Source organism: Sphingobacterium sp. UBA5670 (genome assembly GCF_002420705.1).
Taxonomy (GTDB): Bacteria; Bacteroidota; Bacteroidia; order Sphingobacteriales; family Sphingobacteriaceae; genus Sphingobacterium.
Genome location: NZ_DIIM01000010.1, coordinates 92,129 through 107,966, shown reverse-complemented (window position 1 = coordinate 107,966; position 15,838 = coordinate 92,129). Strand labels below are relative to the sequence as shown.

The following is a 15,838-nucleotide window of genomic DNA, read 5'->3' as shown; positions in this document are numbered from 1 at the left end:
CTTTTTCATTCTTATCATTCGGATTAAAAAGTAAGATTTAGACCAAGTGAATATTGGCGCATGGTTGGATAATTGGCGGTTGTTCCAATTTCTGGATCTAGCCCCGGATATTGCGTCCAGGTCAGCAGATTTTCGCCCGCCAAATAAATACGTAGTTTAGCCATTGAGAGTCGGCTGGCCAAGCTTTCTGGAAATGTATAACCAAGTTGGAGATTACGCAATTTCACGAAAGAAGCGTTATACAAATAGTAATCGCTTGTCCGACCATTCTGCGCATCTGTCTCAGCTTTTAAACGGGGATAATACCCATCGGTCCGATTATTGGGATCTGCGGGATTCGCTGCATTATAGTAATAATGATTGTTGGCTACCAAAGCCGGAACAGATTTACCTTGCGCGACGATGGATGAATTGAGATAAAGTTCATTCCAATAATAAGACATTCCTGAAGACGCAGACCAGATCATAGAGGCATCGAACCCTTTATAAGCCATGTTGACACTAAGCCCATAATTAAAAGCGGGTGTTTCTCTCTTACCCATAAATCTTTGGTCATACACATTCCCATAAATACCATCGCCATTCATATCCGAATAAATCAAATCACCATACCAGATCTTGGTAGGGTCTATGCCGTCGGCAGGCTGGAATGAATAACCTGCGGCTACCATTGCTTTCAGCCAGTCCATATCCTGTTCTGTACGGATCATACCATCCCGCGGCCCACCGTTTTTATCAACAGAACCATCAGCTAAAAAGTGATTTCCCGCCCCCTTATACACATTATACAAATAGAATTCATTGATTTCGTGCCCTTCGATAATCCGCTGGTTGACACCATTAGACACCATACCAATATTCGACTGATAAACACGATTACCAGCAGCATCCGTTACATAGCCTTCTGATAGTGCACCCTTATATTTCTCTACCCGATTGGTATTGTAGGCAAAATTGGCTGATATGCCGAATTTAAATTCATTGATCTTATCTTGATACCCCAAGGTCAGTTCAAGTCCACGTTTACTGACTTCGGCGATATTCATCGTCGCCGCGGTAGCGGTTCCTGTTGTCGCTGGAATCGTCGGAACGTAAAGGATACCATCCGTATAAGCTCTATAGGCGTCAAATTCGACTGTCAATTTATTTTTCCAGGCTGTAGCTGTAAAGCCCACATTTGTGGTGGTGGTGGTTTCCCAGTGCAGCAGATCGTTGCCCAATTTAGTTTGTGCTAAACCACGAACAGCCTGATTATTGAACGAGTAATTGACAGTACCATACGCAGGAAGATGGTCGTAATTACCCGGAGAGGCGTTATTTCCTGTTTTCCCCCAGGAAGCTCTTATCCGCAAGTCATTCAGAAAAGATTTAAGTGACGTCATAAATGATTCCTCCGAAATACGCCATCCTGCGGAGAATGCGGGAAAGAAGCCCCAGCGTTTGGCGGTGCCAAACCGCGATGATCCATCGTAACGTACAACTGCTTCAGCCAAATATTTATTCGCGTAGGCGTAATTAGCTCTTCCGAAAAAGGAACGCAGTCCATAATCAAGCTCATCACCCGTAATGGAACTCATCGTCGTCGCCGAGTTAAACGTTGTTAAATCGGGATGCACAAGGCCAAGTTTGGCCGCACCAATATTATATTGGTTGAAATATTGCTCATTATAACCTAAAATTCCGCCCACATCATGTTTACCAAAAGAACCTGAGTAGCGCAATACGTTATCAATGATCACATTGTAGCTCTTTGTCAATCCATATTGGGTTGTTATTTGCCCCGAAGACAGTGCTGCTGTGCTCAATTTGTTCGTTGCGAAATTCCATTTTTCATAAGGCACCTGATGGGAATTGGTCTCGGTATAGGCATAATTGTAATTTATCTTTGATTCAAACTCCAGGCCCTTCATCAGATTTAATTTCGCAAAAATTGTCGTATTGAATCGATTGACTTGATTCTTCCCGCCCATCCCATGGAGAAAAGCCAATGCATTATTTGCTGTAGCGGACTCTTCGGCAGCAGCTGGAAAACCATAAGCTCCATTATAATAAGGATAAACACCAGGTACAGTTTGAGTTTGGTAGGAATATGCTGTAGCAACATCGGCTACACTCAAGTTTTGCAGATCGCCAAAGGTCTGCGTTCCTACAGTCAAAAACTTAGCAACTTTCGATTGCAAATTGATACGCATACGTATCTTATCCGCTCCAGTTTCAGGCATCGTACCTGGATTGTTGAAATATCCTACTGAAAAGAGGTATTGCGTATTGTCGTTGCCACCATTTAAGGACAGATTGTGATTTTGTAAAAGCTTCCGTTGTCCAAAAAGTACATCGCCCCAATTGGTATTTGGATAAGCGACCTCATTTGGAATACCAAATTCGGTTAGCCCTGTTGGATTTTTCTTTGCTTCTTCCCAAAGATTGATTGTCGCATCTGTATACACAGCTGCCCGTCCCAAATTTTTAAAACCTTCATTGACTAGGCGCATATGCTGCGCATAATCAGTAATAAATTCGGGCACATTATTAGGTCGAAGCATAGAGACCATTCCGGTATAGGAGACATTATTTTTCCCTTTGGCGCCCTTTTTAGTTGTAATTAGAATAACACCATTGGAGCCTAAAGAGCCATAAATTGCTGCTGTTGCAGCATCTTTTAGAATAGAAATTGATTCCACATCATTGGGATTTACTGCATCCATAGATCCTACGATACCATCGATGACGACTAAAGGTGACGTATTGTTCAAGGTTCCCTTTCCACGGATAAGGATATTAGCGCCATCGGCCCCCGGTTTTCCCGTTGAGGTCTGCACATTAACTCCTGCTGCAAGCCCTGCTAAAGAAGATGTTAACGTAGAGGTGGACCGATTTTCCAATGAGCTTCCGCTCACCGTTGATACGGCACCTATCACATTGGCTCGTTTCTGGCTACCATAGCCCACAACAACCACCTCATCCAGACCACTTACCACCTCTTGAAGCACAATGTTCAATTCTGCGTTGCCAGTGATACTTTTTTCTAAACTTTGATAGCCTACATTCGAAAATACCAAGGTACCTTTCGAAGCAGGCAACTGAATCGTAAACCTTCCATCTTGATCCGTAACCGTGGAAATGTTTGTTCCTTTCACTGTAATGGTTGTTCCTACAAGGGCCTGTCCTTTGCCATTGACGACCTTGCCGCCGATACTCCGCTGCAGTTCTTCTTTACGATCAGAATTTAGCAGATTTCTTTTGGGTTTTATCACAATCACTTCATCTTTTTTTACCCAGTCCAGATCCAACGGTGCGACAATTGCATCTAATGCTGCTTCCAATTTGGCATGTTGTATGTTGACAGACAAACGAGTCTGCGCCAACGACTTCCCATTTAAGAAAAAATTGATCCCTGTCTGTTTTTGGAGATCACGCATGACTTCGTTTAAAGTCACATGCTTTGCGGTTAGATTTATGGTCTGTGCATTTCCTTCTGCAAACAGCTGCATCGCTGTCAGTAAGGAAATGAGTACGATCAATTTCATAATCAGTATACTTCGTAAAGTTAAACTCCACGGGTGTAGCCTAACAAATGGATAAAAAATCATATGTTTGTACGGTTTGTATTATTTATAAATGGTTATCAAAAATTTGCCCTCGGGCAACACTTGTAAGTATATGCAGCCAATTCGAGGCAGTGCCCCCCAGCACTGCCTTCTTTGTCTTACCTATACCCGCTATCCAGCTTAAGTAGAATCTATAATCAGGTCTCTTTTCATCATTTTTTAGGGTTATTATTATTTTTGTGGTATTACGAATAAAATGGTATTTCCCTGGTCCTTGCTTAATTCAAAACGAAGACCACCTTCTTCCAATACATCGAGGACTTCACGGAGTGGCTTGTTTCGTTTGATACGACCATAGAAATGTGTTTGTGCCGCTTCGCCCTTATACCTCACTTCTACATTATACCAGCGACCAATCTGCTGCAGTGCATCCGACACCGGTGTTTCGTCAAAATAAAACAAGCCATCTTTCCAGGCCGTGAACGGCTCTGTATCTACATTTGCAACTTGTATATTTCCTTTATTGGTATTAATCGATTGCTGACCAGGTCGAAGGTATATTGCCTGTGAAGCGTGATTATCGTTTGATAATTTGACCTTCCCTGTGATTAAGGTCGTCTTAATCGCCGTATTTTCCGGATAAGCATTCACATTGAATGCTGTCCCAAGCACCTCAATTTTCTGTCCTTTACTGAGCACTTTGAAAGGTCTGGAGCTATCTTTGCTCACCTCGAAAAAGGCCTCTCCCAACAGGATAACTTTTCGTTCATTTTTGGCAAAGCTCATCGGATATTTTAGAGAAGAGGCAGCATTAAGCCATACTTTTGTGCCGTCAGGTAAAGTAATTTGATACATCCCCCCAAGCGGTGTGGTCAACTCCAACGTAACCTTACTTGGATCCACTTTCAGGCTTTGTTTACCTAAACCATCAGCAATAGATTGTCCATTTTGATAGGTAATACTTTCCCCCATCACAATACCCGACGCCTGCTTATCGAGTTCCAAAAGTGTACCATCTGCCAAGCGAAGCGTGGCACTGGTTCCGCCAGGCTTTACAGCATCGCCCTTTGTATCATTCAGTCCAACCAGGTTCCTGTCCCCCTGGACAAGGCTCGTCTGCTGCTGCCAAAATACCATTGAAAAAACAAAGAGCAATAGACAAGCCGCAGCAGCCCAATAGGGCCATCGTATTGAGAGAATGGTTTTCTTCGGGATCGGCGTATTATCTTCCGCTCCTTTTTCCAATAAGTTATCGTTACCTTCTTTTCCTTGCTGGATTTGTTTTTTGATGGTTTCGAGCATTATTTTCAATCTCGATTCGTTCATTTTACTTACAGACGAAGGTTGTAGTAAACTAGCGATTATAGCCCGATCGATAGCATCCTGATCACTGGTGCCAGTAGTAGAAAGCGCATGCTGTAGCCATTCGATCTCCTCGAGCGAACAGTTCCCTTCTTTATATTTTTGAAGTAATTGGTCTATTTTAGATTTATTGGTCTCCACTGAACTGTATTTTAAAGTAAATACACACAGCGTGAAATAAAGGTCTGCTCCAGAATTTTTTTTTATTTAGTCGAATAGAGAAGCAATGCCAATAACAATGACGAAAAGCCACTATCCTGCAATGCGCCATTTCGTATAAATTTATTCGCCTTGACAATATGGTCACGTACAGTAGCAATAGAAATGCCCATTTCTTCTGCGATCTCCTGATAGCTTTTGCCTTCCAGCTTCGACAGCCTAAATATCTTTTGCCGCTGTTTGGGTAATTTGCTCAACAAGTCCTCTACTAAGATCATGGCTTCTTTCGAATCCAGCACTTTATCAATGGTATTTTCGGATTCCGATTGTCCATAAGCGAGATGAATCTCTGACTCCATCTCTAATTTCAGACGCCGCTTGAAATTAAAAGTAATATTTCGTGAGCAGGTGAACAGAAACGCGGCGAAAGATTGCTCGGGATCTATTTTCGATCTATTTTCCCAGATACGCAGAAAAACGTCCTGAAGTAAGTCTTCGGCAGTGGTTTCATCTTTCAGAAACTTAAGAATATTGGCGTAAATAATTTGGCTATAGCGATGGTACAAAATATCAAACGCCTGCATATCCCCATGATGGAGTAAGCACAAGAGTTCTTTCTCAGGCAGATTTTGATCGATGTCCATAATTGATTATTCTAGCCATGAAGTTAATTACTTCGCTCCAATAATTCAAATCAAATTTCTCTATGTCAGTTAACTTATGCTATTTTTTTCTTAATTTGCAGTAGCTAGCCCCCCATAGCAAAACATCAACACACACAAATCCATTTAAAACCATGCAAAACTTACTATATTTTTTTTCGGTTCTCAACCGTTCAATGCCCAAATTTTCAAAAATAGGGTTCACATTGCTGATTGTGCATTTTATCGCAAATCCTTCTTTTAGTCTCGCTCAATCCCTTATGCACCCAACTTCACAGATCAACTTTGTAAAATCACAGATCAGCAAAAAGTCCCAGCCGGTATATACCGCTTATAAGCAATTGACTACTCTGGCAGATTCGATCCTGTTGACTGAACATCATGCTGTCGAAGATTTTAGCGTCCCTGGCTTCTATAGCGATAAAGAAGGCCAACGTGCAATGGCAAAACAACTCCATGCAGACGCTTTTGCCGCTTATTGCACGGCCCTCGCCTATACGTTGAACGGGGAAAAGAAATATGTACAAAAAGCCCTATACTTCATGAATGCTTGGGCCACCATCAATAAAAAATATTCCCAGTTTGACGGGCCAGTTGTTCTTTCTTATGCAGGTGTCGGATTAATGATTGCGGCTGAACTTCTTAAAAACGATCCGTTCTGGGCAGAGAACGATCTTAATCAGTTTAAAAACTGGACGATCAACGTCTATCAAAAAGCGACTCATTTCTTACGCGAACGGGCCAATAATCTTGCAGACTGGTCGAGGTTCGCAAATTTGCTTTCAGCAAACTTTCTCGATGACCAAAAAGAGCTTTCTTTTACAATAGCTTTAATCAAGGCTGATCTTTTTGAAAAGATCGCAGTGGATGGTCATCTTATTGAAGAAGTAAAACGGGAAGAGAAAGGTTTATGGTATACGTACTTCTCGCTGGCTCCACTGACAGCTTCCATGTGGTGCATATACAATGCAACGGGAGAAAATCTGTTTATGGTCTCAAAAGATGGGAAATCCGTTAGAAAGGCCATAGATTACCTCTACTATTACAATCAACATCCCACAGAATGGCCCTGGTTTCACCATCCTGATGTCGATATGCTGAACCTGGACGCCGGTGTCTGGCCGTCCAATCTATTGGAGGCCATGAAAGATATTTATAAAACTCACCAATTTGATTCTTACCTTCCGAGGTATCGCCCTATTGCCTACAGAAAAAATCATTTTGCATGGACTTTTCCTACGTTAATGCCTGTACATTTAAATCAAACTGATAATATAGAATAGTCTACACCATCAAGCGATCTTTCAACGCCTAGTTGAAAATACAGCTTGCCGTCTATTCAAATCTTATCAACTTAGAACCTCTAAAATTCTAAATTACTGGATTTGATTCTGTTCTTAGATAAACTGCTTCCTCAGGAAGCAGTTTATCTACTGTTGCTGACCTCCACGGAAGATCGGATGCAACCATTGAAATCGATTGATGACCTCATCGTTATATTCAGGACAAGCCCCCCGGCTCTGTGTCACAAACCCACTTAAGGTCGCCGCAAATTCCAGTACTTCCTCCAGCTGAACACCCTCCTGCATCTGAAACCTTTTGGTGAGGAAAGCCGCCAAAAACGAATCACCGCTTCCGATGGTATCTTCTACCTGAACTTTCAAAGCCGGGAAATGATAACTGATATTATCTTTTTTATAATGATACACCGCTCCATCTGCACCATAGGTTACAATTGCCTCCTGAATTGCAAAACGCGCCATGATCAAGTCTACACGCTGTTGATCGGTATAGGCTTCCGTAGCGCCATTCCATTCGGAAATAACATGCAGCTCCTCGGCATTCATTTTCACAAAATCAGCATATGCCAACAGTGTATGTATTTTTTCCGGACCAAAATAAGGTGTACGCAGGTTGACATCCATCACCCGAAAGCGGGCCTTTTCAAGCAATAACAGTAAGCTTTGAAAGCTTACTTCATCCCGACAGGCCAGACTGCCATAGACCAAAAAGTCCACCGTTGCAACGGCATCCAGAACAACATTTTCCACCGCTATTCTATCCCAAGCAACCGGATAAACGATATCGTAATGCACGTCACGTTTGGCATCGATCGAAACCTCTACGGTTGAGGTCGGCAACAACTCATCGTACTGGAAGAAATCGGTCGGGATACCCAGATCCTCACATACCTTACGTAGTTCATAAACATTTTCATCACGCCCTATACGTGTTAGCATACGCGTAGTAACCCCCAGTTTATTGAGGTGATAAGCCACATTCAAAGGTGCACCGCCTAATTTTTTACCTGTAGGAAGATTGTCCCAAAGAACCTCGCCAAAACAAATACCCTGTATTGATTTTTCTCCGTTTTTCATATTTCTTCTTTTTTCACAAAGCTTCGGCCGAGCGCCAAAAGCCATGTAACGAATTGATTATTTTATTTCCCTTTAAATTCAATGTTGACAATACACACAACATGCTATCACATTGTCATTGATTAAATAACTTTAGACAGGCGCCAGTCGCATCATGGCTACTCCGACGTCTATTAGCGTAGTCTAGCTAAAGACTAATGCAAATTGATGGTATGCCCAAGATCTTCCAGCGACTTCCCTTTTGTCTCTGGCATAAACTTCAGTACATAAATAAGCTGTAAAACCATAAATAGTGCAAAAATCAAGAATGTACCGCCGCCGCCTAGCATTTCCGTCAATGCAGGAAAACAAAAGGTAATAATTGCCGCCATCACCCAATGTGTCAAGCTGCCGAATGTCTGTCCTTTGGCACGTACGTCATTCGGAAAGATCTCCGAAATAAACACCCAGATTACTGCACCTTGCGAGAAGGCAAAAAAGGCAATAAAACTCATGAGATAGATGGTGATCGCAAAACCTGTTGTCTGACTGGTGTAAAAAGCATGGGAAACCAGCGCCAATGAAACAATCAGCCCGATCGAACCCACCAACATTAATTTTCTTCGGCCTACCTTATCGATGAAATTGATCGCCAGCAACGTAAAAACAAAATTAACGACCCCTATACCAACCGTTGAAAGCAATGAGCTCTGCGAGCCCAAGCCAGCCATTTCAAATACACGAGGTGCATAATATATAATGGCGTTGATGCCTGAAACCTGATTGAACAGCGCAAAACAAAAAGCCAATAAAATAGGTTTGGCATTTTCGCGAACGAAGAGCTTGCCTTCTCCAGTGGAATTGTTTTTAGACTCCTGAATTTTTGAAATCTCCAGCTCGTAACCGTCGGAATTAATTTTTTTCATAATCCGTGTTGCCTCGGCTAAATTACCTCTGTGCAGGAGCAACCATCTCGGACTTTCCGGAATGAGAAAGATCAAACAGAAGAATAACAGGGACGGAAAACACTGTACGCCTAACATCCAGCGCCAGGACTCTTCTCCTATCTGACCGATAAAGTAATTGGACAGATAGGCAATCAAGATCCCCAATACAACGTTGAACTGGAAAAGTCCGACCAATTTTCCCCGCGATGCCGCCGGAGAAATTTCCGATATATAGATTGGTGCAGTTACCGAAGAGACACCAACACCTATACCACCCAAAAAGCGGAATAAAATAAATATCGTCCAGTCATTCGCCAGTGCACTACCAATTGCTGAAATAAAGTAAAGGGCTGCAACAGCAAATAAGGTATTTTTACGGCCCAACTTATCTGACGGCAGTGCACCCAGTGCCGCTCCAACAACTGTTCCGATCAAAGCGATAGCCATCGTCAACCCATGCTGAAACTCACTTAAATGCCAATGCTCCTGAACCGCCTTTTCTGCCCCTGAAATAACCGCTGTATCAAATCCAAATAAAAATCCGCCTAAAGCCACTACAAAGGACCAAGCTAATACTGTGTTTTTGTTCATGTGATGATCTATAATTGATTAATCCAAATTTAACCTTCGTTTCACCTTAACTTAAATTTGGACTTTGCAAAAACATTTATTTATGTAACATTTTTTCAAAAACATTAAAATACTAAAAATGTGACAATTACATCGGAGTTACTTTTTTAAAACTTTCACTTTTTTAACAGAAAATTTAGAAAATGATACATTTTTAAAGGCTCGCTTTTTAGTGTGAATAATACACTAACAAAGACTGTGTTACCCAAAAAAAACTAAATGATGTATATTCGGATACTTAAGGGGAAAAAATCATGGGAAAATATTTCATTTATGGTGGCATATTGATCCTGCTTCTTTTTTGTGGATGTCAACCAATGGTCCAGAAGAAAAAGCGGGTTATTGCTTTTTCACAGTGTATCGGAAATGATGCCTGGCGACAAACCATGTTCGAAGAAATGAAAAGGGAACTTTCCTTCAATCCCGATATTGAATTTCTTTATCGCGACGCTCATGGCGACAATAATGTGCAGATCAATCAAATTCGGGAATTAGTCAAACAGGATATCGATCTTCTGATTGTATCCCCAAATGAGGCCGAGCCCCTTACCCCTATAGTAGATTCTGTATTTCAACGCAATATACCCGTCATCGTAACTGACCGTAAGACGTCTTCGGGCCAATACAATGCCTATGTGGGGGCAGACAATCTTGCTATCGGGAAACTGGCCGGTCAATATAGCCGCACGATTTTACAAGGAAAGGGTTCGGTCGGATTAGTCACAGGGCTATCGGGCGCCTCGGCTTCAATAGAGCGTGAAAAAGGCTTTATGCAGCAAATTGGAGATACCACAATGATTAGGGTGAGCGGCGTCATTCACGGCGGCTGGGAGAAAAATAAATCCTATCTGGAAATGCGTAAGCATATAAACGTCATGAGCCAGAGTGATATCATCTTTACATTCAATGATCAGATGGCCATGGGGGTAAAAAAAGCATTGGACGAGGCCCAGATCAAAAAGGACATTAAGATAATTGGTGTTGATGCTCTTCCTGGTCCCGGAAATGGCCTTGAACAGATCATACAGGGCAAAATGTTTGCGTCTATACTGTATCCTACTGGTGGAACCGAAGCCATTCGAACAGCACTTGCAATCATTAACCACCAAAACTACCGCCGCGAAAATATACTCGCAACCTCTGTCATCGATAAAACCAACGCGGAGTTGCTTGCCCTGCAGTCGGATAAAATAAAACAACAGCAGCTCGATATTGACAAAAGACAGGAGTTCATTACGGAACAGAATAAGATTTACCAAAGCCAAAAGTCCGTTCTTAATGTATTGGTCGTTAGCTTGGTGCTAGCTGTTGTATTTGGTGGAATTTCTATTATCGTGATCAGAAGTAATTGGGAGAAAAATAAACACCTGGAAATCCAAAATAGTGAAATCCTTGCACAGCAAAAACAGATCGTCGAGATGAACAGTCAGATTCAGCAAGCAGCAGAAATCAAGAATAATTTCTTCACCAACATCTCTCATGAATTTAAAACCCCACTGACCCTTATCATAGCACCTATCGAGGACCTTGAATTACGAAAAGATCTGACAGAAGAGATCAGGGAACAGTTATCACGCATCAAACGGAATGCAAAAAAACTACAGCGTTTGGTCAGCGACCTGATTGATATCCACCGAATCAGTAAATCGAAAATTAGGTTACATGCATCTATCGTTTATATCGATCCATTCATCCAGCAGGTAATAGGTAGTTTCAAACCCTTATTTAAGAAAAACAGAATCTCGGTCAGTTATGTCAACAAAACAAGTTTGAAAGAGATTTGGATGGACGAATACCTCATGGAACAGGTCTTATCCAACTTATTGTCCAATGCGATCAAACATACCGCAGCAAGCGGCAGAATTGAAATTATACTGGAAGAAAACAATTTCAAGGACTATTTTTATCTACGCGTATTGGATAATGGGCTCGGAATTGCTCCAGCTGATATTGAGCATATTTTTGATCCCTTTTATCAAGGAGCCAGCAGTCGAAATGGCTCGGGTATCGGCCTCGCATACAGCAAACAGATCGTCGAACTGCATCATGGCCAGATCACCGTGAGCAGCAAGCCCGGCCATGGATCAATCTTCACCCTCCGCATGCCTATTGGGAATGGTCATTATGAACCTGCTGAACTGACTGGTTTCGACAGCGGAGAAAAACCACTGTTTCAGCAACAAGATGTATTGGATACAACACGAAAACTGGTTGACAACAATCTTTCTTTTCGATCCAACAAATCGAAGAGTATTATGGTCGTGGAAGATAATGATGAAATCAGGGACTATCTTCGTTCGCTACTGGAACAGGATTACAACCTGTTTTTGGCAAAAGATGCCCAACAAGCCAATAGCATGATGAAGACACATTTTCCGGATCTCGTGATCACCGATATTATGCTTCCTGATGGAAGCGGACTGGATATTTTAAAAGATATCAAAGCATTTTATCAGACCGCACATATTCCCGTCATCTTACTGAGTGCGCTCGCCAATGAAGAGACCATGATCGAGGGGAGCAGATTAATGGCCGATGACTATATTACCAAACCATTCAATGCCGAATTACTGCGGATACGTATTTCGAATATCCTTCAATCGCGCCATCAGCTTAAAGAAAAATACAGCAGCAATGTCGAACAGTTTGAAAGTGCTCAAGCTGAACAGGTCAACGATAGCGACAGAAGATTCCTTAACAATCTTTCCGCTATTGTCGAATCCAAGCTCTCGGACCAGCGATTGAGCGTCGACGGTATTGCAGGCGAACTCAATCTCTCACGCGTTCAGCTCTATCGTAAAGTGAAACAACTGCTCGACTGCAGTGTCAATGAATATATTGTCGAACGCAGGTTAAAGAAAGCCAAAAGTCTGATAGCCGAAGGTCTAACCATCAACGAAATATTTAGCAATGTCGGCTTTTCATCCGCCTCCTATTTCGCTTCGGCCTTTAAAAAGAAATATGGGCACTCACCAAGCGCCTTTAAAAAAGAACTTGACAAAAAATAGCCGACTAGTGGTCATACACAAATGAAAAAATTAAAACTGTCCCTTCCGCTTAAATAGGTAAAAACTGATCAATAGAAATAACACAATCATCAACATATTGCAGTAATCGAGCCGCGCAAATGAGTCATTTTCGGACATGATGTTCATGACCGCGTTATAGGCTCCTGTATAGGGTATAAAATCCGAAAAGCTTTTTTGCGCCACCAGTACTGAAAACACCAGCATAAACATGCCTACCCCGATAGGGTAAATAAAACTTCGAAATAACAAACTCAAAGCCAGCTGGATCATCGCAATAGCTGATAGGGTGATAAAAAGCTTCAGAAAAGTACAAAAAATCACCTGCCTATAGTCATAATTCTGAAAACCAAGTTCAGGGTAAATCAGACTTAGCAAATAGCCGCTGATCAAAAATGCGAGGTAAGCAAAGAGAATTGAGAAAAGTAATGTTAGTAAAATAAAGAACGCTTTGGAAAAGAAAATATTCGATTTACTGATGGGTAGAGTAAAAAGTATTTTATAATTGTTATTCTTATACTCCACATCACAGCAGGCATATACAAACAACGCGACAAGAATGGGATAGAGTAAATAAAAAAATTGAAATACATATCGACCCAATAAGACTTTCCAAGGATTGGGAATAGCACTGGCACCACCCGAATTGACAATATCATAGATAATATAAGCGCTTATCGCAAAAATGAGCAGCATAGGTGCGATAAGGACTCCAAAAATTTCCCTATTACGAAGAAGTTTGTACTTTTCAGACAAAAAAGCAGTATAAAATGTGTTAGCCATTTGCGCGAGCGATTAAGTTAATAAAAATCTGTTCGAGGTCTGCACTGCGGGATTCCAGCCCATAAATACCAATCTGCTGTTCAACCAAAGATTTGATCATAAAATCGAAGTGCCGATCATCGCCGATAGTGACGACAACATTTCCGCCATCGATATTAACAGGAGAAAAACCTCCCTTTCGCAGAACTGAAACTGTGGCAGCAGGATTGGATGTCCGTAGGAACACTTCCCGATTAACTTGTCCCAGCAGCTCATCTTTAGTTCCCTGAAAAATCATTTTTCCGCCTTCTATAATGCCAATATCCGTCGCTATTTTTTCAAGCTCACTCAAAATATGGCTCGAAAGAAAGATGGTTTTTCCCTGTTCATTAAGGAGACAGAACAACTTGCGCATTTCGACAATTCCCTGTGGATCGAGACCATTTAATGGTTCGTCCAGGATAAGCAATTGCGGATCATGAAAAATCGCCATTGCAATCCCCAACCGTTGTTTCATCCCCATGGACAAAGCACTTGTTTTTTTCTTTTTCTCCCGATGAAGATCCACCATCTCCAGCACTTCATCAATGCGTTTATTACCTTTGTTATGGATGATATCCAAGTACTTTAAATTTTCAAAAACGGTCAGTTTCGTATAATAACAAGGCGATTCGATCAGGTTTCCAACATTTGCATAGATACGTGTGCGATTGGACTTAAGACTATTTCCCTGAATAAAAATCGCATCTGTCTGGTCCTCCAAAAGGCCTAAAAGTAGTTTGATCGTTGTCGATTTCCCAGCCCCATTTCGCCCGAGATAGCCATAAACACCTTTGTCCGGAACCTGCAGACTGATGTTATCCAAGATTGTTTTCGAGCCTATTTTAAAACTAAGTTGATTTGTGCGGATACTTTCCATTTTTGTTAGCGGTAAATTGGATCTTTATTAATATCGATATAGAAAATGCCGTCGATAAATTCGTACCATTTTCTATTTTCATCAATTCCCTGATTGATGACTGAACTAAAATTCTGTTTGAAAATACTATTGTTGGGCAGTTGCCGAAGATCTAAAAAGAAATAAGGCGATTTGGTAGCATGAAATAAATTTTCTACCGCCATTTTACCCACGCGATCGACAACTCGACCAGTTTTATTATATCGTCCATAGGAAGTAAAATCTAGACTGTAAGCTTGATTCCCATATCTCCTTTTTATATAAGCACCGAGAGGAAGATATTCCCTGTTGTATGGAGCAGAAAAACTATGGATATTGGCACACCAGACAATAATCTTTTTACCTGCATAGACGGAATCGATTTGATAGATTAGATTTTCTGCCATCAGGGAATCCCTAAAATGCATGCTCTGCATCGACCCGGTTTTATAGCGCCATGATTTGTCAAAGTTATTTTTCATGTCTGACAGGTATCGGCTATAAATCAGCTGTTCCACGTCCGGTTTAGTCCCCCGGACCATACGGCTCAACCCGTCCAATTCTGCTAGAAATTGTTTCTTTTGCTTCGCATCGAGATGCTTGCTGGCAAAACGTTCGTAAATTAGATACTCCAGCTTATTGCTATTTTTTTTCAATAATGGATACTTGGTCGAATCGATCCCATTTTTAAGTAAGAAATCTTCCAATAATCTAGCTCGTTTACCGGCTAATTCCCTACCTGAAAACTGGATATCAAATCCACCGAGGTTAATCGGATTTTCTGTCGATTTTGTACTTTTATAATAGCTTAAAAGGCGCTCGTTTTCCTGATTTTGCCACCAAAAGTCAAACAGACCAACGCCACCAATTCTTTTTTCCAAGGCCTTATCCTTCAGGGTATCCAACTGCGCATTCATCATCCACATATCATACTGTCCTGCCTCGTATAAGACAACTTCATATCCCAGATATTCATGAAGATAGCGTATGAGCCTTGCTTTCGCTTTAAAGGTTTCGCCATCGCTATGCAGCATTTCTCCCAGCATGAGAATTCTATTCTCGTTTAAAATAGTATCAAAAAAACTTAAATCCAAAAAATTACTGTCAGTCATCAAGATACTTCTGATGTCTTTTTTATGGCGATTTACTTCGGTTGAAAATGCCGCACGGTTTGTTAAGGGCATATCCTGATAGACAAGCTTATTAGACAATAGAATAAGTAAAATCGTTATTGCAAGTGCACATAAAACACTTCTCATGCATCTAAGTTTATAGGGTTTATAATAACTATCTAATCAGTAAGCCTAAAATAGAGCTTATTTTAATATAAGATGATTATTTTTTTTCTTTTCCATAAAAATTACACAAAAAAATAAGAATATTATGCTGCAATAAAAAAAGCGGTTAAGTGTTATATTCACTTAACCGCTTGCTTGCTTGCTTGCTTG

Annotated in this window: 10 protein-coding genes; 2 read left to right on the top strand and 8 right to left on the bottom strand. The window is 41.2% G+C overall.

The genetic code is table 11. The features are described 5' to 3' along the window. Positions 1-23 precede the first annotated feature (23 nt). From B3C94_RS09395 to B3C94_RS09385, 3 genes are all read right to left on the bottom strand, one after another. Positions 24-3,527 carry a SusC/RagA family TonB-linked outer membrane protein gene (locus tag B3C94_RS09395; RefSeq protein ID WP_293902516.1) on the bottom strand — a complete coding sequence of 1,168 codons (3,504 nt, stop codon included), beginning with the start codon at positions 3,525-3,527 and terminating at the stop codon, positions 24-26. Between the two features lie 252 nt (positions 3,528-3,779). Further along, on the bottom strand, positions 3,780-5,051 hold the full coding sequence (locus B3C94_RS09390) for a FecR family protein (protein ID WP_293902513.1): 1,272 nt from the start codon (positions 5,049-5,051) through the stop codon (positions 3,780-3,782). 62 nt (positions 5,052-5,113) lie between these two features. Continuing rightward, positions 5,114-5,713: an RNA polymerase sigma-70 factor gene (locus tag B3C94_RS09385; RefSeq protein WP_293902510.1), complete on the bottom strand. Its 600-nt coding sequence runs from the start codon at positions 5,711-5,713 to the stop codon at positions 5,114-5,116. A gap of 152 nt (positions 5,714-5,865) precedes the next feature. Between B3C94_RS09385 and B3C94_RS09380 the strand changes: the two genes are divergently transcribed. Then, a complete protein-coding gene (locus tag B3C94_RS09380) occupies positions 5,866-7,014 on the top strand; it encodes an alginate lyase family protein (protein ID WP_293902508.1) in 1,149 nt (382 codons plus the stop codon). Positions 7,015-7,161: 147 nt separating this feature from the next. On the opposite strand, the gene B3C94_RS09375 is transcribed toward B3C94_RS09380, so the two are convergent. Together B3C94_RS09375 and B3C94_RS09370 are read right to left on the bottom strand one after the other, a co-directional pair. Next, the gene (locus tag B3C94_RS09375) at positions 7,162-8,109 is read right to left on the bottom strand and encodes a carbohydrate kinase family protein (protein ID WP_293902505.1); all 948 of its coding nucleotides are present in this window, start codon (positions 8,107-8,109) and stop codon (positions 7,162-7,164) included. 194 nt (positions 8,110-8,303) lie between these two features. Further along, entirely contained in the window at positions 8,304-9,626 is a 1,323-nt protein-coding gene (locus tag B3C94_RS09370; protein ID WP_293902502.1) for a sugar porter family MFS transporter, read from the bottom strand. A 293-nt stretch (positions 9,627-9,919) separates the two neighbouring features. Here B3C94_RS09370 and B3C94_RS09365 point away from each other — a divergent pair, with 293 nt between their 5' ends. Further along, the gene (locus tag B3C94_RS09365) at positions 9,920-12,673 is read left to right on the top strand and encodes a substrate-binding domain-containing protein (RefSeq protein ID WP_293902499.1); all 2,754 of its coding nucleotides are present in this window, start codon (positions 9,920-9,922) and stop codon (positions 12,671-12,673) included. Positions 12,674-12,703: 30 nt separating this feature from the next. Here the strand turns inward: B3C94_RS09365 and B3C94_RS09360 are convergent, their stop codons facing one another. From B3C94_RS09360 to B3C94_RS09350, 3 genes are read right to left on the bottom strand one after another with little or no spacing between them, the layout of a single operon-like run. Beyond that, positions 12,704-13,474, bottom strand: coding sequence for an ABC transporter permease (locus B3C94_RS09360; RefSeq protein ID WP_293902496.1), 771 nt, complete (start codon positions 13,472-13,474; stop codon positions 12,704-12,706). Beyond that, positions 13,467-14,372 carry an ABC transporter ATP-binding protein gene (locus tag B3C94_RS09355; protein WP_293902493.1) on the bottom strand — a complete coding sequence of 302 codons (906 nt, stop codon included), beginning with the start codon at positions 14,370-14,372 and terminating at the stop codon, positions 13,467-13,469. Before B3C94_RS09355 ends, B3C94_RS09360 begins: the two co-directional genes overlap by 8 nt. A gap of 5 nt (positions 14,373-14,377) precedes the next feature. Next, complete coding sequence (locus B3C94_RS09350; protein WP_293902490.1) at positions 14,378-15,649, bottom strand: erythromycin esterase family protein; 1,272 nt, start codon at positions 15,647-15,649, stop codon at positions 14,378-14,380. Positions 15,650-15,838: the final 189 nt, after the last annotated feature.